At 67.8% G+C, this 22,372-nt stretch carries 18 protein-coding genes and 1 pseudogene; 14 read left to right on the top strand and 5 right to left on the bottom strand.

Features of this window, described 5'->3' with window-relative positions; translation table 11 throughout:
- Positions 1–385 precede the first annotated feature (385 nt).
- Positions 386–1,282: a LysR substrate-binding domain-containing protein gene (locus QF040_RS06495; RefSeq protein ID WP_429610333.1), complete on the bottom strand. Its 897-nt coding sequence runs from the start codon at positions 1,280–1,282 to the stop codon at positions 386–388.
- A 166-nt stretch (positions 1,283–1,448) separates the two neighbouring features.
- Here QF040_RS06495 and QF040_RS06490 point away from each other — a divergent pair, with 166 nt between their 5' ends.
- Genes QF040_RS06490 through QF040_RS06480 form a run of 3 tightly spaced genes read left to right on the top strand, consistent with a single transcriptional unit; the run spans position 1,449 to position 5,064 of the window.
- Positions 1,449–2,420, top strand: coding sequence for a Bug family tripartite tricarboxylate transporter substrate binding protein (locus QF040_RS06490; RefSeq protein WP_429610332.1), 972 nt, complete (start codon positions 1,449–1,451; stop codon positions 2,418–2,420).
- Positions 2,421–2,442: 22 nt separating this feature from the next.
- On the top strand, positions 2,443–3,561 hold the full coding sequence (locus QF040_RS06485) for a DSD1 family PLP-dependent enzyme (protein WP_429610331.1): 1,119 nt from the start codon (positions 2,443–2,445) through the stop codon (positions 3,559–3,561).
- A 36-nt stretch (positions 3,562–3,597) separates the two neighbouring features.
- Positions 3,598–5,064 carry an N-acyl-D-amino-acid deacylase family protein gene (locus QF040_RS06480; protein WP_429610330.1) on the top strand — a complete coding sequence of 489 codons (1,467 nt, stop codon included), beginning with the start codon at positions 3,598–3,600 and terminating at the stop codon, positions 5,062–5,064.
- A 151-nt stretch (positions 5,065–5,215) separates the two neighbouring features.
- On the opposite strand, the gene QF040_RS06475 is transcribed toward QF040_RS06480, so the two are convergent.
- Positions 5,216–6,403: an amylo-alpha-1,6-glucosidase gene (locus QF040_RS06475; protein WP_429610329.1), complete on the bottom strand. Its 1,188-nt coding sequence runs from the start codon at positions 6,401–6,403 to the stop codon at positions 5,216–5,218.
- A gap of 204 nt (positions 6,404–6,607) precedes the next feature.
- Between QF040_RS06475 and QF040_RS06470 the strand changes: the two are divergent.
- Positions 6,608–7,589, top strand: a pseudogene (locus tag QF040_RS06470) (ferritin-like domain-containing protein).
- A 62-nt stretch (positions 7,590–7,651) separates the two neighbouring features.
- Here QF040_RS06470 and QF040_RS06465 read toward each other — a convergent pair.
- Positions 7,652–8,932, bottom strand: a complete 1,281-nt coding sequence (locus tag QF040_RS06465; protein WP_429610328.1) for a phospholipase D-like domain-containing protein — start codon at positions 8,930–8,932, stop codon at positions 7,652–7,654.
- A 31-nt stretch (positions 8,933–8,963) separates the two neighbouring features.
- Complete coding sequence (locus QF040_RS06460) at positions 8,964–9,596, bottom strand: response regulator (protein ID WP_013541409.1); 633 nt, start codon at positions 9,594–9,596, stop codon at positions 8,964–8,966.
- 282 nt (positions 9,597–9,878) lie between these two features.
- Here QF040_RS06460 and QF040_RS06455 point away from each other — a divergent pair, with 282 nt between their 5' ends.
- Genes QF040_RS06455 through QF040_RS06445 form a run of 3 tightly spaced genes read left to right on the top strand, consistent with a single transcriptional unit; the run spans position 9,879 to position 11,532 of the window.
- Complete coding sequence (locus QF040_RS06455) at positions 9,879–10,157, top strand: hypothetical protein (RefSeq protein WP_429610327.1); 279 nt, start codon at positions 9,879–9,881, stop codon at positions 10,155–10,157.
- Positions 10,154–10,420: a hypothetical protein gene (locus QF040_RS06450; RefSeq protein WP_306879412.1), complete on the top strand. Its 267-nt coding sequence runs from the start codon at positions 10,154–10,156 to the stop codon at positions 10,418–10,420. The genes QF040_RS06455 and QF040_RS06450 overlap by 4 nt, the downstream gene beginning before the upstream one ends.
- Before the next feature lie 11 nt (positions 10,421–10,431).
- Positions 10,432–11,532 carry an ATP-dependent DNA ligase gene (locus tag QF040_RS06445; RefSeq protein ID WP_429610326.1) on the top strand — a complete coding sequence of 367 codons (1,101 nt, stop codon included), beginning with the start codon at positions 10,432–10,434 and terminating at the stop codon, positions 11,530–11,532.
- A gap of 13 nt (positions 11,533–11,545) precedes the next feature.
- Here QF040_RS06445 and QF040_RS06440 read toward each other — a convergent pair whose 3' ends face one another.
- On the bottom strand, positions 11,546–11,776 hold the full coding sequence (locus tag QF040_RS06440) for a hypothetical protein (RefSeq protein WP_041943608.1): 231 nt from the start codon (positions 11,774–11,776) through the stop codon (positions 11,546–11,548).
- Positions 11,777–12,053: 277 nt separating this feature from the next.
- On the opposite strand from QF040_RS06440, the gene QF040_RS06435 reads away from it, so the two are divergent.
- From QF040_RS06435 to treS, 7 genes are all read left to right on the top strand, one after another.
- A complete protein-coding gene (locus QF040_RS06435) occupies positions 12,054–12,284 on the top strand; it encodes a hypothetical protein (RefSeq protein ID WP_429610325.1) in 231 nt (76 codons plus the stop codon).
- 32 nt (positions 12,285–12,316) lie between these two features.
- Positions 12,317–13,513, top strand: a complete 1,197-nt coding sequence (locus QF040_RS06430; RefSeq protein ID WP_429610324.1) for a DUF3182 family protein — start codon at positions 12,317–12,319, stop codon at positions 13,511–13,513.
- A complete protein-coding gene (locus tag QF040_RS06425; protein WP_429610323.1) occupies positions 13,497–14,273 on the top strand; it encodes an alpha/beta hydrolase family protein in 777 nt (258 codons plus the stop codon). Before QF040_RS06430 ends, QF040_RS06425 begins: the two co-directional genes overlap by 17 nt.
- Positions 14,274–14,428: 155 nt before the next feature.
- Entirely contained in the window at positions 14,429–14,767 is a 339-nt protein-coding gene (locus QF040_RS06420; protein ID WP_429610322.1) for a hypothetical protein, read from the top strand.
- 199 nt (positions 14,768–14,966) lie between these two features.
- The gene (gene glgB, locus QF040_RS06415; RefSeq protein ID WP_429610321.1) at positions 14,967–16,871 is read left to right on the top strand and encodes a 1,4-alpha-glucan branching protein GlgB; all 1,905 of its coding nucleotides are present in this window, start codon (positions 14,967–14,969) and stop codon (positions 16,869–16,871) included.
- Positions 16,871–18,940 carry an alpha-1,4-glucan--maltose-1-phosphate maltosyltransferase gene (locus QF040_RS06410; RefSeq protein WP_429610320.1) on the top strand — a complete coding sequence of 690 codons (2,070 nt, stop codon included), beginning with the start codon at positions 16,871–16,873 and terminating at the stop codon, positions 18,938–18,940. The genes glgB and QF040_RS06410 overlap by 1 nt, the downstream gene beginning before the upstream one ends.
- A 63-nt stretch (positions 18,941–19,003) precedes the next feature.
- Positions 19,004–22,315, top strand: coding sequence for a maltose alpha-D-glucosyltransferase (treS, locus tag QF040_RS06405; protein WP_429610319.1), 3,312 nt, complete (start codon positions 19,004–19,006; stop codon positions 22,313–22,315).
- Positions 22,316–22,372: the final 57 nt, after the last annotated feature.

The following is a 22,372-nucleotide window of genomic DNA, read 5'->3' as shown; positions in this document are numbered from 1 at the left end:
AAGCTTCGCGGAAGTGGCAAGAGTCTCGGACATGATCCGCGCGCTGCGAGCGCGCGTCAGGCCGGCAGTTGGCTGGCGCCGCCTTGCGGGAATGGCAGCACCACTGCCTCCGTGTCCAGCCAGCGAAGCTCGTCCGGCGCGAACGGCTGGGAGCGCGACATGCCGTCCATCCGGACCCTCACGGCCGCGGAACTGGTCGAGGTCACAGTACCCAACTGCCCGTGGAACTCGACCCGGGCACCTCGTTTGGCAGGCACGTTGTACCTGGCTCTGATGTGTGCGTAGTTCATGGATTGGAAACGATAGTAGTAATTTTCGTTTCAAAATGCAAGCCGGCGGCGGCAGGCACTGCCCATCCTCAACGAGCGGGCCGGCAGATCCGTTGTCAGGTTCGACCTGCCTGGGCCAGCAGCCACTGCCTGAACACCTGCAGCGACTGCATCTGCGCCGACTCTTCCGGGTACACGAGGTGGTAGCCCTTCGCATAGCGCCACTTGCGGCGAGACAGCCGGCGCAGCCGCCCCGACGCGACCGACTCGTCGCTCATGTACGGCGGCAGCAGCGCCACCCCCATGCCCGCCAGAGAGGCATTCAGGGCCATGGACATGATGTCGTAGCGCGGGCCCTCGCGGCCCGCTTCGGCCGCGATGCCTTCGCGCGCGAACCACTCGTCCCATGCGCCGGGCAGCGTCAGGTGGTGGATCAGCGCCGAGCGCGGCGTGTTCGCATCGACCGTCTTGCCGTGCGCGGCGATCCACGCAGGGGCGGCGTAGGGCGAGAGGTCCAGCGGCAGCACGAATTCGCTGTGCAGGCCCGGACGCTTGCCATCGCCGAATTCGAGTGACGCATCGACCGGCGTGGCGCTGAAATCCACCGGCCCCACGCGCGTGCCCAAGTTCAGCGTGATCTCGCCGTGGTCACGCGTGAACTCCGGCAGGCGTGGAATCAGCCAATAGCTGCCGACCGAGGCGCCGCACGACAGCGACAGCTCGCCGCCGCGCCCCTTGAGCGCCATCACGTTGGCTGTGGCGCGCTCCAGCCGCTGCAGCAGCGGTGCGACTTCGCCGAGGTAATAGCGCCCGGCGTCCGTCAGCGCCAGTGCCTCTCGCCGCCGCGTGAAGAGCTTCACGCCGAGCCGGTCTTCCAGCGTCTGCACCTGACGGCTCACCGCACCTTGCGTGAGCCGCAGCTCCTGCGCGGCGGCGGTGAAAGAGCGCAACCGCGCGCTGGCCTCCAGGCACATCAAGGACATCGTCGAAGGGGCGCGAACGTGCTGGTTCATGAGAAAAGAACAAGTCTGGTGCATGTGCTCTCTGGTGATAACCCTGAGCGCACCTGCACCGTGCATGAGGAAAGCTCATGCTAATCCCAGAAAACGTGGCTTGTCCAATGCGGCACGCGAACTGATCATCGGCCCACCGATCCCTCATCAGCCGGAGTTCTCTGCCATGCGTCCACGTGCCTTGCTGTGTGCTCTTTTCGTCGCCGCGTTCGCGGCGATTGCGATGCCGGCCTCTGCGGCCTATCCCGACAAGGCGATCCGCCTGATCGTGCCCTCGGCGCCCGGCGGTGCACCCGATTCGCTGATGCGCGCGCTGGGCGCGCAACTCTCGCAGCAGATGGGCGTGCCCATCGTCATCGACAACAAGCCCGGCGGCTCCTACACGATCGGCACCATGGACCTGGTGCATGCCGCGCCCGACGGCTACACGCTGGCCTACGGCAACATCGTCTCGCTGGCCACCAACCGCTCGCTGCTGCCCAACGTGCCGTACGACGTCGAGAAAGACCTGACGCTGGTCGCCAACACGCTGCGCCTGTCGAACCTGATGATCGTCAACAACGACCTGCCGGTGAAGAGCGTCGCCGAGCTCATCGCCTACGCGAAGAAGAACCCCGGCAAGCTGGCCTTCGCGTCCGACGGCAACGGCACCACCGCGCACCTGGGCGTGGAGCTTTTCAAGTCGATGACCGGCACGAACATGCTGCACGTGCCCTACAAGGCCGCGACGGCAGCGGTGACCGACCTCATCGGCGGCGGCGTGCAGCTGATGATGGTCAACACACCCGTTTCGGGTCCGCTTGCGCAGTCGGGCAAGGTGAGGGCGCTGGGCATCTCTTCGCGTCAGCGCTCGCCTACCTATCCGGACGTTCCGACCATCGCCGAAGCCGGCGTGCCGGGCTTCGAGGTCGAGGCCTGGGGCGGAATCATCGGACCGGCGCGCTTGCCCAAGGAGGTGGTGGCGCGGCTCAACGCCGAGATCCGCTCCGCGCTGGCCACCCCGGCGGTGCGCGAGCGCTTCAGGCTGCTGGGCGCGGAGACCGACTTCGGCACGGCCGAGCAGTTCCTCGACCTGTCGCGGCGCGAGACGGTCAAGTGGTCGAAGATCATCAAGGACTCGGGCGCAAAGATCGATTGAGTCGACTGAAGGCCAACGCACCATGACCCCCTGGAAAGCCGCAAGGCCCGGCGACCCCATCGGCGCCATCGACACCCCCGCACTCGTGCTCGACCTCGATGCGTTCGAACGCAACCTCGCGCGCATGGCCGAGGCGCTGCGTGGCAGCGGCGTGCGCTTGCGCGCCCATGCCAAGTGCCACAAGACGCCCGAGATCGCGCGGCGGCAAATCGCGCTGGGCGCGGCCGGCCTCTGCTGCCAGAAGGTGAGCGAAGCCGCCGTGTTCGTGGAAGCCGGCATCGAAGATGTGCTGGTCACCAACCAGGTGATCGGCGAGACCAAGCTGCGCCACTTGGCCGCGCTGGCCCGCAAGGCGCGCATGGGCGTGCTGGTCGATCACCCGCTGCAGGTCGAGGCACTGCGCGCCGTCGCAGAGGCGGAGGGCGTGACGCTGGACGTGTATGTCGAAGTCAACGTCGGCGCCAATCGCTGCGGCGTGGCGCCCGGCGAAGAGGCAGTGCGGCTCGCACAGCAGGTCGCGGACTGCGCACCGCAACTGCGTTTCATGGGCCTGCACTGCTATCACGGGCCCGCTCAGCACCTGCGCGCACCCGAAGACCGCGCCGCGGCCATCGACAGTGCCGTGGATGCCGCGCGCACGACCCGCGATGCCATCGAGACCTGCGGCATCGCCGTCGAGCGCGTGACGGGCGCGGGCACCGGCAGCTTCCAGCACGAGCGCGACTCGGGCGTGTTCAACGAGATCCAGGCCGGCTCCTACATCTTCATGGACCGCGATTACGGCGACAACCAGCGCGGCGCGCACGACATCGCGTTCGAGCACGCGCTCTTCGTGCGCACCACCGTCCTGAGCCGCGCCACGCTCCAACGCGCCGTGGTCGATGCGGGCCTCAAGGCTTCCAGCGTCGACTCGGGAATGCCCACCGTGTGGCAGCGGCCCGACCTGCGCTACGTGAAGGCGGCCGACGAGCACGGCGCGCTGGCCACGCCCGATGCGGCCGCGCTGTCCCTTGGCGACCAGCTGATGCTGGTGCCCGGCCATTGCGACCCGACCGTCAACCTCTACGACGAACTCGTGTGCGTGCGCGGTGGGCGGGTGGAGGCTCTGTGGCCCATCGCCGCACGCGGCGCGCTGCTCTAACTCTCTTCAATCCAAGGCATTCAAGGTACTCATTCGATGCAGGAAAAATTCGAGCTTCTCATCCGCAACGCCAGCATCGTCGACGGCACCGGCGCGCCGCGCTACACGGGCGACATCGGCATCCGCGGCGACCGCATCGCCCGCATCGGCGATCTCTCCGCCTCGCACGGCGAGGTCGAGATCGACCGGGCAGGGCGCATCGCCGCGCCCGGCTTCATCGACGCGCACACGCACGACGACCGCCTCATGCTCTCGAACCCCGACATGGCGCCGAAGGTCAGCCAGGGCATCACCACGGTGATCGCGGGCAACTGCGGCATCTCGCTCGCGCCGATGCCGGGCGGCATCACGCAGCCGGTCACGCCGCCGCTGAACCTGCTGGACGAGGAGGGCGGCTGGTTCTCCTTTCCGACCTTCGCTTCGTACATCGCCGAACTGCGCGCCAAGCCCGCGGCCACGAACTGCGCGCTGCTCGTGGGGCACACGACATTGCGCGTCGCGACGCTCGATGACCTGGGAATGCCGGCCACCAATGACCAGATCGTCCGCATGCGCGCGCTGGTCCAAGAGGCGCTCGAAGCCGGAGCGATCGGCGTTTCCACCGGCCTCTACTACGAGCCCGCGGTCGCCGCGCCGACCGAGGAAGTCATCGAGACCTGCCGCCCGCTGAAGGACTTCGACGGCGTCTACTGCACCCACATGCGCAATGAAGCGGACAAGGTGATCGACTCGCTCGAGGAGACCTTCCGCGTCGGCCGCGAGGTCGGCGTGCAGGTCGTCATCTCGCACATGAAGGTGGTCGGGCCCGAGAACCACGGCCGTTCGCAGGAGGCGCTGAGCTTCATCGAGAAGAACATGGCCACGCAGCCGATCTGCCTGGACTGCTACCCCTACACCGCCGGCTCGACCATCCTCTCGTCCGACCGGGCCGCGAGTTCGTCGCGCGTGATCGTGAGCTGGTCCAAGCCCATGCCCGAATACGCGGGGCAAGACCTCGACGCCATCGCGAAGCAGCTGGGCGTGAGCCAGGACGAGGCGATCCGCCAGCTCAGTCCCGCGGGCGGCATCTACTTCCGGCTGGACGAGGCCGACGTGCAGCGAATCCTGAAGTTCGACCAGACCATGATCGGCTCCGACGGCCTGCCGCATGACGCCTCGCCGCATCCGCGCCTCTGGGGCAGTTTTCCGCGCGTGCTGGGTCACTACGGCCGGCTGCTCGGGCTCTTTCCGCTGGAGGCGGCGATCTACAAGATGACGGGCCTCACCGCGAAGAACTTCGGCCTGAAAGACCGCGGCGTGCTGAAAGAGGGCGCTTATGCCGACCTGACCCTGTTCGACGCAGACACGGTGGACGAAGCCGCCACCTATGAATCGCCGATGGCGCCGGCGCGCGGCATCGAGGCGGTGATCGTCAATGGCGCGCTGGTGTGGCAGGGCGGCGGCCCGACGGGCGCGCGGCCCGGCCGGGTGCTGGCGCGCGAGTCTGAAAGGGCGAAGGGCTGAGAGGGATTGGCGATCCATCCACCGAAGTCACGACCGTTCAAGAACCCCGACCGTTCGGGCTGAGCTTGTCGAAGCCTTGCGCGGCGCTTCGACAAGCTCAGCGTGAACGGATTGTTTTCCTGAACGCAATTCGAGACGAGGAACCGAATCCTCACCAAGCATCCGCGCGTCCTTCCAGCGCACGCCTGGCCAGCAGGAAGGTCGCCGCATTCCAGCTCTGCCCGGCCATGCCCATCGGCGCCAGCGTCTTGCCGTGGAACCACTCGGTGAAGCGCCAGTCGCCGAGCGAATTGACATGCGCGAGCCGCGCGAGTTCGGCGTGTGCGAGATCGTGGCGGCCCACGTTGGCGAGCGCCATCACCCAGAAGCCGCCGACGAAGGGCCAGATGCCGCCGTTGTGGTACTGGTGCACGTCGTTCTGCTGGTGGCGTCCCATGTAGGGCCGCCACAGTTCGTGCTGGCGCGACAGCGGATGCAGCACGACGCGCACCGGGTACGGATCGGCCGCGCGCGAGTTCGCGATGGTGTCGACGATGCGGCCGGCCATCTCGGGTTCGGCGAGGCCGGCCTGTATCGCCAGTGCGTTGCCGAACACATCGCCCTCGTTGCCGACGAATGCGAAGTTGACGAAGCTGAGGTAGAGCGCCGGGTCGCGCCGGCCGCGTCGCGCGTAGTGCCGCAGCAGCCGCGCCCGGTGGTATTCGGGCAGGTCGCGCTGGAACGGATTGAACATGTGGTTGAAGTGGTGCCGCGTTTCCTCGGCATGGCCAAGCGCGAAGCGGCGCTTGACGTCGTACCAGAGCGCGTTGCTGTACAGCACGTAGCCCGAGCGCGGCATGATGTCGGCCCAGTCGCTCGCCTCGTTCTGCTGCAGCAGCCGAAAGTGCTGGTGCTCCTGCGCGAGCAGCCAGCCGATGGCGCGGGCCACACCGTCTTCCCAGTGGGATGCGCCGACCTTGCCATGGCGACGCACATGGTCCACCGCGATCAGCCACCACAGGGTCGCGTCGATGCAGCCGAGATACCAGAAGTCCGCATCCTGGCCCTCGGGATCGACGTACTTCGGAATCTGTCCGTTGGCCGCCTGCTGCGCCGCGAGCGCATCGAGGCTCGCGACCGCGCCCTGCTCCAGCGCGGGCACGCCGCTGCCGCACATGGCCATCACGCAGATCGCGGCATCGCGCCCGAAGATGCGCGTGTAGCGCCGGGCCACGGCGGCTTCGGTGCGGCTCGCGGCCAGGATGCCGTGCGGCGTCAGGTTGCTTTCGAGGAGCGCGATCGAAGCCTGCGAGCAGGCTTCGATCAGCGCGAGCGAATCGGAATCGGGCATCGTCGTCATGGCATGGATCGTAGGGGAAGCGCCCGGCAGCTCTTGTGAGACAAGGCGAGCCGAGGCCCGACTGCGCCTACACGCAGCCGCGCCCAAGCCCCACGGTGGCGCCGGGCACGGGCCGCAGGATGAAGTCTTCTGTCCATTCAACTCATGCATTTCAACGGACGGGACTTCGATCCAACCCTCTTTCAATTTTCCAAAGGAGCCACCATGGCAAAAGACCGCACATCCCTGCACCCTGACGATCTCAACCGCGATCCCATTTCCGGGGCACCCGGCGCGCATCCCGTCGGCACTGGCGTCGGCGCCACGGGCGGGAGCCGTGGCGGGTGCCGCGGTCGGCGCGGCCGGCGGCCCGGTGGGCGCTGCGGCAGGCCTTGTCGTCGGCGCGGTGGTCGGCGGACTCGGGGGCAAGGCCGTGGCCGAGCGCGTGAACCCGACCGCCGAGCGCAGCTACTGGGAGAACGCCTACGACCGCGAGCCCTATTACGAGACCGGGCGCACCTACGACGACTACGGTCCGGCCTACGAGCTGGGCTGGTCCAGCCGCAATGCCGCGGTCGATGAGTTCGCCTCGGTCGAGCCCTCGCTCGCGCGCGAATGGGAAACTCGCCGCGGCACTTCGTCGCTCGACTGGGAGCGCGCCCGTCCGGCCTCGCACGCCGCATGGGAGCGTGCCGACCGCCTGTATTTCCGCGAGGAAGACACAGCCATTCCCGAAGGCGAGCCGCTGTCGAACGAAGAAGTTGTCGATGTGCTGAACGACCTGCTCGAGAACACGCGCGACGGCGAATACGGTTTCCGCACCTGCGCCGAAGAGGTGGAAGCCGGCCGCTTGAAGGAGGTCTTCGCATCGCGCGCCGCGCAGTGCCAGGCGGCGGCGAGCCAGCTCGTCGAACTGGTCATCACCTACGGCGGCAAGCCTGCGGAAGGCGGCACCGCCTCCGGCGCCATGCACCGCGGCTGGGTCCATGTGAAGGGCGCCGTGGGCGCGAACAGCGAGCTGTCGATCCTCGAAGAATGCGAGCGCGGCGAAGACGCGGCGGTGGCCCGCTACCACAAGGCCCTGAAGCGCGCGCTGCCCGCGGGCGTGCGCCAGATCCTGCAGGCGCAGGCCCAGGGTGCGCAGCGCAACCACGACCAGATCCGCGACCTGCGCAATGCGGCGCGCTCGGCCAAGGCGCGCAGCTGATCCGCATCGCAACTCACACACCGCAACCCACAACAAGCGCGGCCTTCGGGCCGTGTTTTTTTTCAGAGCTGAACCGAGAGCACCGAGGCCAGATGCTCCATCGCCTTCTCGTGCAGGGGGCGGTTCTTCCAATCTTCGAGCGTGATGCGCCTGGACTGCGCCAGGTCGGCCTCGAACTGCACGGTCTCCGCGGCCGCGAATGCTTCGTCGTAGATGTTGAGGTTGGCTTCGTCGTTCAGCCGGAACGAGCGGTTGTCGAAGTTGGTGGAGCCCACCGACACCAGGAGCCCATCGACCATGAACACCTTGCAGTGAAACATCGTCGGCTGGTATTCGCTGATTTCCGCACCGGCCTCGAGCAAGGGCCCCCAACTCGCGCGCGATGCGGCGCGCACCGTCTGCGAATCGATGATCGGCCCCGGCGTGATGATGCGCAGCCGCACGCCGCGCCGCATGGCCGCCACCAGCGCGCCCACGGTCAGGTCGTCGGGCACGAAGTACGCGCTCGACAGGTCGATGGACTTGGTCGCCGCCGCGATCGACAGCAGGTACATCAGGTGCATGCTCTCGCTGCCGCCCGAGGGCGAGCTGCTGAACACCTGGGCGCGGCCATCGCCCACGGGTGCAAGGCGGGGAAAGTAGCGCTCGCCGTGCAGCACATCGCCCGACACCTTGATCCAGTTGTCCATGAACACCGCCTGCATCTGCGCCACCACCGGCCCTTCGACCTTGTAGTGCGAGTCGCGCCAGTGCTTCGCGTCCTGCGCATGGCCGGTCCACTCGGGCGCGATGCCCACGCCGCCGGTGAAGCCGATGCGTCCGTCCACCACCAGCAGCTTTCGGTGCGTCCGGTTGTTCATGCGGCCGATGTCATACCAGCTCGGCTTGTGGAAGCGGCGGATCTGCACGCCGGCCGATTCCATCTCCTTGATGAAGTCGTCGTCCACCTTGGCGCTGCCCACCCAGTCGAGCAGCACATGCACCGGCACGCCTGCCCGCGCGCGCTCCGACAGCGCATCGGCAAAGGCGCGGCCGATGTCGCCCGACCAGTAGATGTAGGTCTCGAAGGTGATGCTCTCCTTCGCGCCGCGGATGGCCGCGAGCATCGGCGGAAAGATGCGGTCGCCGTTGTAGAGCGCCTCGAAGCGGTTGCCGCCGGCAATCGGCGGGCCGAGCATCACGCCCAGCGCGCGCTGGTACTGCGCGTCGTGCAGCGAATACTCGCGGCGGATCTGCTCGTCCAGCTTCTTCTCGCTGCCACCCAGATTGACCACCAGCAGCGTGGCCGCCACGGTCAAGAGGAAGGTCCAGACGACCGCCTTGAGCGCCCTGCGGTGCCTCACCTTCAACCGCTCCGGAGATGACGCCGCGCGCTCAATCGATCAACTGCGTCTTGATGGCGTAGTAGGTGAGGTCGCTGTTCGTGGAGAGATTCATCTTCTCCATGAGCCGCGTGCGGTAGGTGCTGATGGTCTTGACCGACAGCGACAGCGCCTCGCCGATGCTGCCCACCGATTCGCCCTTGGCGAGCTTCAGGAACACCTGGAACTCGCGCTCCGACAGGTGCTTGTGCGGCGGCTCGCTGTCCTTGCGCTCCAGCTGGCCGGCCAGCAGTTCGGCCACCGAGGCCGAGATGTAGCGGCGCCCGAGCGCGACGGTGCGGATGGCGTTGGCGATTTCCTCGGGCTCGCATTCCTTGTTGAGATAGCCCGATGCGCCCTGACGGATCAGGTTGACCGCGTAGTGCTCCTCCGGATAGCCGCTCAGGATGAGCACGCCCAGTTGCGGCGCCTTGGCGCGCACCATGGCGAGCGCATCGATGCCGCTCTGGCCGGGCATGGAAAGGTCCATCACCAGCACGTCCATGTCGGTGGTGCGGACCATGTCGATCGCCTCGCGGCCAGTGGCGGCCTCGCCGACCACCCGGAAATCCACGAAGGTAGAGAAGAAAGCCTTGAGGCCTGAACGCACGACCGCGTGGTCGTCGACGATGCCGATCTTGATCATGATGGGGCTGCTCCTTCCGCGTGAACACAAAAAACGCCGCGTGTGTCGCGGCGGTGGAAACAATGCCACAACAGTGCGTCGTTTCACGATGGCGCATGCAGGTCGAGCGCTTGTCCTGCACGGGAATGCCGTTCAGTCCGCCACGAAGACGCGGCCCTGCGCCGATTCGTGGCACTGCGCCTACAGCGCATGTCCCGCCACGCCGACAGGGCGGTTCCGGATGCTGCAAAAGCATGAAGGCTCTTTTGCGAACCGCGAAGGAATTTTCGAAGGACCCGAACCATGGCATCCATCACCACCAGAACCCAATCCGATACCGATCCCATCGGCCCCCACGACGACAACCCGTCTTCGCGCGGCAAGCTCGAGCGCGGCGGAACGCCCGGCAGCGCCCCGCTGAATTTCGACGACGACGAAATCTATTCGGGCCGCGGCAAGACGCGCGACGGCGGCACCACGCACGCCGCCGGAGGCGACAGCGGCAAGGTCGGCCCACCGGCCGAGCAGCTCTCGGGCACCAATGCACCCAGCGATCCCGCCAACCGGAAGGGCCGGTCATGACGCAAGGCACTTCTCCCCTCAACAGCGGCGACGGCTCCCGTCCGACCACGGACGGCACGGTCGACAACATCGGCGGCGGCGAGCGCTTCGTGGCGCCCGACAAGGAAGGCGAGCGCACCGGGCCCCAGCCGCATGAACGTTTCGCCGAAAAGCGCAAGGACGTGGCAGCGAGCAAGAAGGACGATTCGGACGCCTTCCATCTGCACGAGGACCTGGACAGCGAGACCAACGAGGAAAATCCGCCCCCCGCGCCCGCTCCCTGAGGCGCAAGCGCGTGGCCACGCAGATCGCTCCGGTCGAGCCGATGCTCGCGAAGATCGCCGAGGAGGTGCCGCCCGAAGGCGAGTTTCTCTACGAGCCCAAATGGGACGGCTTTCGCGCCATCGTGTTCCGCGACGCGGCGGGCGTGCGCATCCAGAGCCGCGACCTCAAGCCGCTGGACCGCTATTTCCCCGAGCTGCATGAGGCGCTGCATGAAGGCCTGCCGGCGCGCTGCGTCCTGGATGGCGAGATCGTCATTGCCGGCGCGGCCGGGCTCGACTTCGATGCCTTGCTGCAGCGCGTGCATCCGGCGGCTTCACGGGTCGAGCGCCTCGCGCGCGAAACGCCGGCGTCGTTCGTGGCCTTCGACCTGCTGGCGCTCGAAGGCCGCGACCTCCAGCGGCGCAGCCAGAGCGAGCGGCGGATGCTTCTGGAAGCGTTCATGGCCGACGTCGGCCCGCCGATCCACCTCACGCCGATGACCGAAAGCCGCGCGGTCGCCCTGCAATGGCTCGACCACTTCGAGGGCGCGGGCCTGGATGGCGTGGTTGCCAAACGCGCCGACGGCGCCTACCTGCCGGGCGAGCGCGCCATGTTCAAGGTGAAGCACGTGCGCACCGCCGACTGCGTGCTGGCCGGCTTGCGTTGGCACAAGTCCGGCGACGACGCGGTCGGCTCTCTGCTGCTGGGGCTGTGGGACGCAGAGGGCGTGCTGCAGCATGTGGGAGCGACGTCGTCGTTCGACATGGCCACGCGCCGCGCACTGACGCGCGAGCTCGCGCCTCTCATGCGCAATGCCGGCCGCGGCCATCCCTGGATAGGCGCCGACGACGCGGCCACCGCGGCACTTCAGGCCCGCCAGCGCGCACCCGGCGCGCGGACGCGATGGAATTCCGGCAAGGATCTCTCGTGGGTGCCGCTGCGTCCCGAGCGTGTGTGCGAGGTGCGCTACGACCATCTGCAGGGCGACCGCTTTCGCCACGGCGCCATCTTCGTGCGGTGGCGGCCAGACAAGCCGCCGGCCGCCTGCACCTACGCGCAATGCGAGGTCACGCCGCCCTACGAACTGGCGCGGGTGTTCGCGGCCGAGCGCACGCGCCCGGCTTCGGCATGAAGCGCCGCGCCCCTCAACTCACACCGAGGACGATCGCGCCCGACTCGATGAACCGGTCGAACTCGATCTTGGGAATGGCGGCCGTGAGCGGCTGGCCGTCTTCGGTCCAGGTCAGCACGGCGCTGTCGCCTTCCACGATGACCTGGCATTCGCCTTCGCGAATCTCCAGCAGCGGGCCGTCGCCGGCACGGAACTCGACGGGCGCGACGATGCGCGCACTGATCTGGGTGGGGTTGGATGACATGTCGCAGATGTTTGCCGCGGCCATCGGGTGTGCGCGTGGGACGGCACCGCGTGAGAGGCGAGGGCAATGTCTTCAGGACCCAGCATGCGGCCGCGCATGCAAGCCATTCGGGCGTCGAACTCGCGAAGGTGCGTCGCGGCCTTGGCAGGCCCGCCGCGCGGGACTGTTCCCACGCAGAGGCGCAGCGCCTTCCGACCGCGCACCTCCCGAACCGGACAGCACCATGGCCGGGCGCCTTCCTTCTTCGAGGAGGGGCCCACATTGCCAGGAGCGCACCATGACCAAGGAACCGAAAGAGCAGAAGCCATTTCCCTTTCCCACGTCGGAGAACCATGGCAAGCCGGCCGAGCAGGAAAAACCCGTCGAGCAGCCCGCCAGCGAGGAAGCGCTGGACAGCGGGGTCGAGGAGTCCTTTCCCGCGAGCGATCCGGTGTCCGTCACCGTCACCAAGGTGAAGCTGCCTTCGGCGGACAAGGACGCGGACAAGAGCAAGGCACACCAGCGCTGACGGCACGGCAACCATCGACCACCACCGCCACCATGAAAACGGCCCTCCGACCCCGGCCCGCCGCAACGGCGTCTCCCGCCCCTCAGTCGCAGTTGCAATCACAGTTGCAGCCGCAGCCCCAGCCGCGCAGCCTCGTGACATGGAACCTCGATCCGGCGGCCTACTGCAGCGCGCATGAGCACGCCACCCGCAGCGACTTTGCGCGGCGGCTCGCCGTGCTCACGGGCTGCGCTTATGCCGGCGACTACGACGAGCGGCAGCCGTATACAACGGCGCCGTACTTCGTGCCCAGCAACACCGTGACCGACGCCGGCCTCGCGCAAGCCATGGGCATCGCCGGCGTGCACGACCTGTTCGGCGGCGTGGTGCCGCATCCGTTCATCGCCACCAAGGCCATCACCCATCCGGTGGCCGGGGGCAGTGCGCCGCAACCCGCGGGTTGGAACCCACGCTTCGCCCCCGAGATCGCCGGTTCGGCGCTGGCCGGGTTCTCGTGCTTCTCGCGTGCGGAAGCGCGCAGGGCAGGGCGCACGCTGCTCGGCGCGGGCGTGGTGCGCATCAAGCCGGTGACCGCGACCGGCGGCCGGGGCCAGGTCGTGGCGCACAGCGCCGATGCGCTGGACTGCTGCATCGATGCCATGGACGAGGCCGACATCGCCAGCCACGGCGTGGTGATCGAAGAGAACCTGGAGCGCCCTGTCACCTACAGCGTCGGGCAGGTGATCGTGGCGCGCATGGTCGTGAGCTACTACGGCCAGCAGCGCCTGGCGCGCGACAACGCGGGCGAAGAGGTCTATGGCGGCTCCGACCTCACGCTGGTGCGCGGCGATTTCGAAGCGCTGCTCGCCGCGCCCGGCCTCGCACCGCCGCTTCGCCACGCGATCGACCAGGCCCGGCGCTACCACCGCGCCGTGATCGATTGCTACCCGGGCTTCTTCGCCTCGCGCACGAACTACGACGTGGCCCAAGGCACCGGCCACGGCGGCGCCTGGCGCTCGGGCGTGCTGGAGCAGTCGTGGCGGGTGGGCGGCGCCACGGGCGCCGAGATCGCGGCGCTCGAATCGTTCCACGCGGACCCGGCCCGCGAGCGCGTTCGCGCATCGACCTTCGAGGTGTACGGCCCGGCCACGGTGCCCGCGCATGCCATCGTTTCCTACCAGGGCGTCGATCCGCAGGTCGGACCGCTCGCCAAATACACCCTGTTGAACCTTCATGCCGACTCGCCATAGCGCCATCGATATCGCCGTGGACGGCCAGCACCTCGAAGGCACGCTCTTCGCCGCCTCGACGACCGTGCCCGGCGTGCTGCTGGTGCACGGGTGGGACGGGAGCCAGGAGCAGTACATGAAACGGGCGCAGGAGATCGCCGCGCTGGGCTGCGTGTGCCTCACCTTCGACCTGCGCGGCCACGCCCGCCATGCCGCGCAGCGGATGGAAGTGACGCGCGAGGACAACCTGCGGGACGTGCTCGCCGCCTATGACGCGCTGGTCGGCCACCCGACCGTCGATCCGGCGTCCATTGCCATCGTCGGCAGCAGCTACGGCGGCTACCTCGCCGCGCTGGTAAGCGCGATGCGGCCGGTGCGCTGGCTCGCGCTGCGCGCGCCGGCGCTGTACCGCGACCGCGAGTGGGACACGCCCAAGGGCAAGCTGAGCCGCTCCGACCTGGTGACCTACCGCCGCTCGCTGGTCGGCCCCGCCGACAACCGGGCGCTCGCGGCCTGCTCCCGGTTCACGGGCGACGTGCTGATCGTCGAGTCGGAAGACGACCAGACCGTGCCGCACCCTGTGGTCGAGAACTACCTGGCCGCCTTCAAGCGCGTGCGCTCGGTCACCTACCGCGTGCTGTCGGGCGCTGACCATGCGCTGTCGAAGCAGGAATCGCGGCAGGCCTACGGTTCCCTGCTGGTGTCGTGGATCACCGAGATGACGCTCGGCGCCAAGGCCACTGCGACGATCACGAAGCCGGTGTCGAAGAGTCCGGCGTGAGCGGGCGCGAGCGGTGTAGGTAACTGCGCTGGTGCCGATGTAGGACGCGTCCTGCACGAACACGCGCCAAATCCATCGCCGCCTGTGGGCGCGCGCGCCTTCAATTCCTGCCGCGGCGCACCGCGCACAACGCCCCCAACACAGGAGACACGGCCATGGATTTCGAGGGTATTTACTGTTTCGACACCGCATCGGTGCGCCTTGCCGTCTACCCCGACGGCCCGCAGGGCGCACGTGTCGTGGCGCAGATTTCCGAAGACACCTTGCACGACGGTTTCGGCACGCGCGAGGTCGGACAGCGGCTGCTGGATGTCTGCAAGAACAACTTCCGCGCGATCGAGCTTGCCGCCGTCGCGCGCTACCGGGCGAACAAGCGTCAGTCGGTCATCACGCTGACGCTCGGCGACTTCACGGTGCACCGGAGCGCACAGGCTGCCAATGAGGCCATGCGCACAAGCAGCACCACGCGCGAGGACGACGCGATCGCCGCCTGAGGGCCCGAGGTTTACGGGAAGCCGTTTCATTCGAAGCAGCGCGCGGCGTTGCACGCCATTGCAGTGCACTGCTCGGGCAGCTCTCCGACACGGCGAGGGGGCAGAGGCCGTAACCGCGACGCCATTCGTTCTTGCAAATTGGTGGCAGCCATGCGGAGGCCAGCGTCGTTCCTTGAACAACCGTTCCGCGGGCCATTCAATGCAAGGAACGCCGGTGCCGTTGAACCATTCACTCCAGGGCGAGCGAGACGCTTATCTTTTTCGGGAAGGGACCCACTCCCGCCTGTATGACTTGCTGGGTTGTCATCCGCAGGAAGAGGGCGGAGCCCACTTCGCGGTGTGGGCGCCGAACGCGGAATCGGTTTCGGTGGTCGGCGACTGGAACTACTGGTCCGGCGACGCAGATCCGCTGCAGCCCAGCCCCGACGGCACGGGCATCTGGCGCGGGCATGCGCCGCACGCCGCCATCGGGCAGGCCTACAAGTACCGCATCCGTTCGCGCCATGGCGGCTACACGGTCGACAAGGCCGACCCGGTCGCCTTCAGCGCCGAGCCGCCGCCCGCCACCGCATCGCGCATCTGCGAGCTTTCGTACAAGTGGGGCGATGCGGAATGGATGGCCAACCGCGGGCCCTTCAATGCGCTCGATGCGCCGCAGTCGGTGTACGAAGTGCACCTGGGCTCATGGCGCCGCAAGGACGGCCAGTTCCTCGGCTACCGCGAGATCGCGCACCAGCTGGCCGACTACGTGACGAAGATGGGCTTCACGCATGTGGAGCTCATGCCGGTGACCGAGCATCCGTTCTACGGCTCGTGGGGCTACCAGACCACCGGCTACTTCGCGCCCACCGCGCGCTTCGGTTCGCCTCAGGACTTCATGTACCTCGTGGACCACCTGCACCAGCAGGGCATCGGCGTGCTGCTGGACTGGGTGCCCTCGCACTTTCCGACCGACGAGCACGGCCTGGGCTACTTCGACGGCACGCACCTGTACGAGCATGCCGATCCGCGCCAGGGCTTCCATCCCGAGTGGAGCTCGAGCATCTTCAATTACGGCCGGCCCGAGGTGCGCAGCTTCCTGGTGTCGTCGGGCCTGTTCTGGCTCGACCTGTACCACCTCGATGGCCTGCGGGTGGACGCGGTCGCCTCGATGCTCTACCTCGACTACGCGCGCAAGCACGGTGAATGGATTCCCAACCGCCACGGCGGGCGCGAGAACCTGGAAGCCATCGACTTCCTGCAGACGCTGAACCGCGCCGTTTATCGCGAGCACCCCGACACCGTCACCGTGGCCGAGGAATCGACCGCCTGGCCGCGCGTCTCGCGCCCCACCGATATGGACGGCCTGGGCTTCGGCGAGAAATGGAACATGGGCTGGATGCACGACACGCTGGCCTACATGAAAGAGGACCCGGTCAACCGCAAGTACCACCACCACAAGCTGACCTTCTCACTGGTGTATGCCTTCCACGAGAACTTCGTCTTGCCGCTCTCGCACGACGAGGTGGTGCACGGCAAGGGTTCGCTCATCAACAAGATGCCCGGCGACACCTGGCAGCAGTTCGCCAACCTGCGGGCGCTCTACGGCTTCATGTGGGCGCACCCGGGCAAGAAGCTGCTCTTCATGGGCGGCGAGTTCGGCCAGCGCCGCGAGTGGACGCACGACGGCGAACTCGAATGGTGGGTGTGCGAGCAGGAAGGGCACGGCGGTGTGCAGCGCCTTGTGGCGCAGCTCAACCGCGTGTACCGCGCGGCGCCGGCGCTGCACCAGGTCGACTTCTCCTCGTCGGGCTTCGAATGGGTCACGGCCAACGACGAGGCGCAGAGCGTGTTCGCGTTCCTGCGCAAGGCCGCCGACGGCAGCCCGCCGCTGCTCGTGGTGAGCAACATGACCCCGGTGCCGCGCACCAACTACCTGCTCGGCGTGCCGCTGGGCGGCCACTGGCGCGAGGTGATCAACACCGACGCCACGGAGTTCGGCGGCGCGGGCTGGGGCAATTTCGGGGGCGTCGAGGCGGCGCCCGTGCGTTCCCACGGACACAGGCAATCGGTGTGCATCACCTTGCCGCCCTTGTCCACGCTGATCCTGGAGCACCGGCCCTGATGAAGAACATTTTCTCGACCAAGCCGCTCGCCGCCGCGGGCGCCCTCGACGGCGCCGGCATCGGCTTCGACCACGGCGCCTCGCGCGCGGTCATCGACGCGGTGCTGCCCAACGTGGACAACGGCCGCTTCGCCGTCAAGTGCGTGGCGGGCGAGCGCGTGACGGTGCGCGCGCATTGCTTCACCGACGGCCACGACGTGCTGCGCGTGCAGCTGTGCTGGCGCGCGCAAGACCAGAACCAGAAGGAATTCCGCGAGGTGCCGATGAAGCCGCTGGTCAACGACGTGTGGGAGGCCGCGTTCTCCCCGCCGTCGGTGGGCCGTTACGTCTACACGGTGGTCGCGTGGGTCGATCCCTTCGAGTCGTGGCGCCACGAGATGACGCGCCGCGTCGATCCGCAGGACGTGCGCATCGCCGCGCAGGTCGGCGCGCTGGAAATCGCCGCCGCGGCTGCCCGCGCCGAGGGCAGCGACCGCGCCGAGCTGCAGCGCTGGGCCACTGAACTCGATGCCACGGCCGCCAACCCAGGTGCGGACGTGACATCGCTCAAGGCGCTGGCGCTGGACGACGAATACGCCGATCTGGTGCGCCGCCACCCCGACCGCCGGCATGCGGTGCGCCACTCGGTCGAACTGCCGCTGGTGGCCGACCGCGAGCGCGCGCGCTTCAGCACCTGGTACGAGCTCTTTCCGCGCTCGGCCGGCACCGTGCCCGGCGTGCACGGCACTTTCAGGGACGTGGAGGCGCGCCTGCCCGCCATTGCCGCAATGGGCTTCGACGTGCTGTATTTCCCGCCGATCCATCCCGTGGGCCGCATGCAGCGCAAGGGACCGAACAACGCGCTCGAAGCCGGGCCCGACGACGTGGGCAGCCCCTGGGCCATCGGCGCGGCCGAGGGCGGGCACAAGTCGATCCTGCCGGCGCTCGGCACCGAAGAAGACTTTCGGCACCTGCTCGCGCGCGCGGCGGACCATGGGCTGGAGATCGCGCTCGACATCGCCTTCCAGTGCGCGCCCGACCATCCCTACGTGAAGGCGCACCCCGACTGGTTCCGCTGGCGGCCCGACGGCACGGTGCAGTACGCGGAGAACCCGCCCAAGAAGTACCAGGACATCTACCCGTTCAACTTCGAGTGCGAGGACTGGCGCGGCCTCTGGGCTGAACTCAAGAGCGTGTTCGACCACTGGATCGGGGAGGGCGTGCGCATCTTCCGCGTGGACAACCCGCACACCAAGGCCTTCCCGTTCTGGGAGTGGGTCATCGGCGAAGTGAAGCGCGAGCACCCCGACACCATCTTCCTGGCCGAAGCCTTCACCCGGCCGAAGGTGATGCACCGGCTCGCGAAGCTGGGCTTCTCCCAGAGCTACACCTATTTCACCTGGCGCAACACGAAAGAGGAGCTGCAGGCGTACTTCACCGAACTCTCGACCGCGCCCGGCATCGACTACTTCCGCCCCAATGCCTGGCCGAACACGCCGGACATCCTGCACGAGCAACTGCAGACCGGCGAGCCCGCGGTCTACATGTCGCGCCTCGTGCTGGCCGCCACGCTCGCGGCCAACTACGGCATCTACGGGCCGGCCTACGAACTGCGCGAGCACCTGCCGCGCAGCCCGGGCAGCGAGGAGTACCTCGACTCCGAGAAGTACCAGCTTCGCCACTGGAATCACGACGACCCCGCCAGCCTTGCGCCTTTCATCGCGCGGGTGAACCGCATCCGCCGCGAAAACCCGGCGCTGCAGCGCGACCGGGGCCTGCGTTTTTTGCATGTGGACAACGACCAGTTGCTCGCCTATGCCAAGGCATCGCCGGACGGCGACAACGTGGTGGTCACCGTGGTCAACCTCGATCCGCACAACGCCCAGTGGGGCTGGGTCGGCTTGGAGCCCGGGAGCGTGGGCGTGAAGGACGGGCAGCCGTTCCAGATGCACGACCTGCTGAGCGGCCAGCGCTTCACCTGGCAGGGCGACTGGCACTACGTGCGCCTTGATCCGCACAGCGTGCCGGCGCACATCTTCGTGGTGCGCCGCCGCCATGGCGACGAGCGCGACTTCGACTACTTCCTGTAGCCAAGAAGCCAAGAAGCCGAGAAGCCGAGAAACAACAAAGAAACGAAGGAAGGTTTGTCGCCCATGAATGCACCCGTCTCCCACATCGCGCTTGAAACCGTCGAGATCGACAACAGCGACGATCCGCTGTGGTACCGCGACGCGGTGATCTACCAACTCAACGTCAAGGCCTTCTTCGACTCCAACAACGACGGCATGGGCGACTTCAAGGGCGTGACCGCCAAGCTCGACTATGTGAAGGAGCTGGGCGTCAACACCATCTGGCTGATGCCGTTCTACCCGTCGCCGCTGCGGGACGACGGCTACGACATCTCCGAGTACGAGGACGTGCATCCGCAGTACGGCACGCTGGACGATTTCCGCGAGATGCTGGCCGAGGCGCACAAGCGGGGCCTGCGCGTCATCACCGAACTGGTCATCAACCACACCTCGAGCGAGCACCCGTGGTTCAAGGCCGCGCGCCTGGCGCCGCCCGGTTCGCCCGAGCGCAACTTCTATGTGTGGAGCGACACCGACCAGATCTACCAGGGCACGCGGATCATCTTCACCGACACCGAAACCTCGAACTGGACCTGGGACCCGGTCGCCAAGCAGTACTTCTGGCACCGCTTCTTCAGCCACCAGCCGGACCTGAATTTCGACAACCCGGCGGTGATGGAAGCCATCCTGAAGACGATGAAGTTCTGGCTCGACATGGGCGTGGACGGCTTCCGCCTGGACGCCATTCCCTACCTGGTGGAGCGCGACGGCACCAGCAACGAGAACCTGCCCGAGACGCATGCGGTCATCAAGCAGCTGCGCGCGGCCATCGACGCGCAGTACAAGAACCGCTTCCTGCTGGCCGAGGCCAACATGTGGCCCGAGGACGTGCGCGAATACTTCGGCGACGGCGACGAATGCCACATGGCGTATCACTTCCCGCTGATGCCGCGCATGTACATGGCCATCGCGCAGGAAGACCGGCACCCGATCGTGGAAATCATGGCGCAGACGCCCGACATTCCCGAGGGCTGCCAGTGGGCGATTTTCCTGCGCAACCACGACGAACTCACGCTCGAGATGGTGACCAGCAAGGAGCGCGACTACATGTACACCATGTACGCGGCCGACATGCGCGCGCGCATCAACCTGGGCATCCGCCGGCGCCTGGCGCCGCTGATGGAAAACGACCTCGATCGCGTGAAGCTCATGAACGGCATGCTGCTGTCGATGCCGGGCTCGCCGATCATCTACTACGGCGACGAGATCGGCATGGGCGACAACGTGTTCGTGGGCGACCGCAACGGCGTGCGCACGCCGATGCAGTGGAGCCCCGACCGCAACGCCGGCTTCTCGCGCGCCGACCCGCAGCGCCTGTACCTGCAGCCGATCATGGACCCGATGTTCGGCTACGAGGCCCTGAACGTGGAGACGCAGGCGCGCGACAGCAGCTCGCTGCTGAACTGGACCAAGCGCATGCTCGCGGTGCGCAAGACCAGCCATGCCTTCGGCCGCGGCAAGCGGCGCTTTCTGAAGCCGGGCAACCGCAAGATCCTCGCGTACCTGAGCGAGTACGACGGCGACGTGATCCTCACCGTGTTCAACCTCTCGCGCGCCGCGCAGCCGGTGGAGCTGGACCTGTCGGAGTTCAAGGGCTTCGTGCCCATCGAGATGTTGGGCCGCGCGCCGTTCCCGCCCATCGGCGAGCTGCCGTACCTGCTCACGCTGGCCTCGTACGGCTTCTACTGGTTCAAGCTCACGGCCGAGGCCGATGCGCCCAGCTGGCATCAGGAGGGCGTGGCGCTGCAGGAGTGGCCCACGCTGGTGCTGTTCGACGGCTGGACCAGCTTCTTCCGCGAGCGGGTGATGCCGTGGCGCATCGGCATGTCCGAGCGCATGCGCACCCAGTTCGAACTGGAGACGCTGCCGCGCCACATCGAGATTCAGCGCTGGTATGCCTCCAAGGGCACGGCCATCCGCCGCGCGCGGGTGGTCGACCACGCCGTGTGGGAGGCCAACGGTCAGAGCTGGCTGCTGCCGCTGCTCGATCTGGACGGTCCGCCCGGCGGCGCCACTTACTTCATGCCGCTCGCGCTGGCGTGGGAAGAGCGCGACGAGGAGCGCATGGCCGGCGTGGCGCAAGCCGCGATCGCGCGCATCCGCCAGCAGGCGCAGGTCGGCCTGATGGGCGATGCCTTCTACGACGAGGCCTTCTGCCGCGAGCTGGTGCGCACCATCGGCAACGGCGCCGAGTTGCCCACGGCCAACGGCAAGCTGGTGTTCAAGCCGACGGCGGCCTTTGCGGAGATGGCGGTCGACATCGACGCGCTGCCGGTCGGCCGCCCGAGCGGCGTGAGCAGCAACACGGTGGTCACGCTGGACGAAACGCTGTTCCTCAAGGGCTATCGCCACGTGCGCGAGGGCATCAACCCCGAGCTGGAGATGGGCCGCTTCCTCACCGAGGTGGCGCGCTACCCGAACTGCGTGCCGGTGCTCGGCGCGCTGGAGTACATGACCCACGACGGCCGCACCATGACGCTGGCGATGGTGCAGAGCTACATGGCCAACCAGGGCGACGGCTGGGACTACACGCTGGGGTACCTCGAACGGTTCCTGCGCGACGTGGCCACCACCGACGGCAACGCGCCCGAGGCGACGGAGGTGGCCGACGTGCACGGCGGCTTCCTCGCGCTCATGGCCACGCTGGGCCGGCGCACGGCCGAGCTGCACCGCGCGCTCGCCACGCGCACCGGCGCCGCGGCCTTCGACCCCGAGCCGCTCGCCCCGGCCGACCACGCGGGCTTCAAGGCGCATGCGGCCGAGGACGCCACCGCCACGCTCGCGCTGCTGCGCGACCGCATCGACCTGCTGCCGGGCGCCGCGCAGGCCGATGCGCGCACGCTGCTCGAAGCGGCCGATGCGCTGCAGGCCGGCATCGCGTCGCGCCGGCCGGTGGAGGGCGTGGGCGTCAAGACCCGCTACCACGGCGACTACCACCTCGGCCAGGTGCTGGTGAAGGACAACGACTTCGTCATCATCGACTTCGAGGGCGAGCCCGCGCGCACCTTCGACGAGCGCCGCACCAAGGGCTCGCCGCTGCGCGACGTGGCGGGCATGCTGCGCTCGTTCAACTACGCGCGCTGGTCGGCACTGCGCCGGGTGGCGCAGAGCCCGGAGGAGGCCGAGCGCCTCGCCGCACCGGCCATCGCCTGGGAACAGGCCACGCGCGCTGCCTTCCTGGCCGGCTACGGCGATGCGGTGGACACCGAACTGCTCGCGCTGTTCGAACTCGACAAGGCGCTGTACGAGCTGCGCTACGAGCTCAACAACCGCACCGACTGGGCACAGGTCCCGCTGCACGGCGTGCTCGCGCTGATCCGGCCGGCCCGCGGCTGATCCGGCGACACGACACGAACGCACGCCACACACAACACGACATCGAGGAAGAACACA

Origin of the sequence: Variovorax sp. W2I14 (assembly GCF_050435205.1) — a bacterium.
Classification (GTDB): domain Bacteria; phylum Pseudomonadota; class Gammaproteobacteria; order Burkholderiales; family Burkholderiaceae_C; genus Variovorax; species Variovorax paradoxus_C.
This window is presented reverse-complemented; position numbering and strand designations above follow the sequence as displayed.

What these genes read in the sequence shown, in the direction of transcription:
- QF040_RS06450 (WP_306879412.1), top strand. Translation starts at nt 10,154, where the DNA reads ATGACGCAAGGCACTTCTCCCCTCAACAGCGGCGACGGCTCCCGTCCG.
- QF040_RS06460 (WP_013541409.1), bottom strand. Translation starts at nt 9,596, where the DNA reads ATGATCAAGATCGGCATCGTCGACGACCACGCGGTCGTGCGTTCAGGC.
- glgB (WP_429610321.1), top strand. Translation starts at nt 14,967, where the DNA reads ATGCAAGGAACGCCGGTGCCGTTGAACCATTCACTCCAGGGCGAGCGA.
- QF040_RS06480 (WP_429610330.1), top strand. Translation starts at nt 3,598, where the DNA reads ATGCAGGAAAAATTCGAGCTTCTCATCCGCAACGCCAGCATCGTCGAC.
- QF040_RS06410 (WP_429610320.1), top strand. Translation starts at nt 16,871, where the DNA reads ATGAAGAACATTTTCTCGACCAAGCCGCTCGCCGCCGCGGGCGCCCTC.
- QF040_RS06425 (WP_429610323.1), top strand. Translation starts at nt 13,497, where the DNA reads ATGCCGACTCGCCATAGCGCCATCGATATCGCCGTGGACGGCCAGCAC.
- QF040_RS06455 (WP_429610327.1), top strand. Translation starts at nt 9,879, where the DNA reads ATGGCATCCATCACCACCAGAACCCAATCCGATACCGATCCCATCGGC.
- QF040_RS06440 (WP_041943608.1), bottom strand. Translation starts at nt 11,776, where the DNA reads ATGTCATCCAACCCCACCCAGATCAGTGCGCGCATCGTCGCGCCCGTC.
- QF040_RS06490 (WP_429610332.1), top strand. Translation starts at nt 1,449, where the DNA reads ATGCGTCCACGTGCCTTGCTGTGTGCTCTTTTCGTCGCCGCGTTCGCG.
- treS (WP_429610319.1), top strand. Translation starts at nt 19,004, where the DNA reads ATGAATGCACCCGTCTCCCACATCGCGCTTGAAACCGTCGAGATCGAC.
- QF040_RS06430 (WP_429610324.1), top strand. Translation starts at nt 12,317, where the DNA reads ATGAAAACGGCCCTCCGACCCCGGCCCGCCGCAACGGCGTCTCCCGCC.
- QF040_RS06485 (WP_429610331.1), top strand. Translation starts at nt 2,443, where the DNA reads ATGACCCCCTGGAAAGCCGCAAGGCCCGGCGACCCCATCGGCGCCATC.
- QF040_RS06495 (WP_429610333.1), bottom strand. Translation starts at nt 1,282, where the DNA reads ATGAACCAGCACGTTCGCGCCCCTTCGACGATGTCCTTGATGTGCCTG.
- QF040_RS06435 (WP_429610325.1), top strand. Translation starts at nt 12,054, where the DNA reads ATGACCAAGGAACCGAAAGAGCAGAAGCCATTTCCCTTTCCCACGTCG.
- QF040_RS06420 (WP_429610322.1), top strand. Translation starts at nt 14,429, where the DNA reads ATGGATTTCGAGGGTATTTACTGTTTCGACACCGCATCGGTGCGCCTT.
- QF040_RS06475 (WP_429610329.1), bottom strand. Translation starts at nt 6,403, where the DNA reads ATGACGACGATGCCCGATTCCGATTCGCTCGCGCTGATCGAAGCCTGC.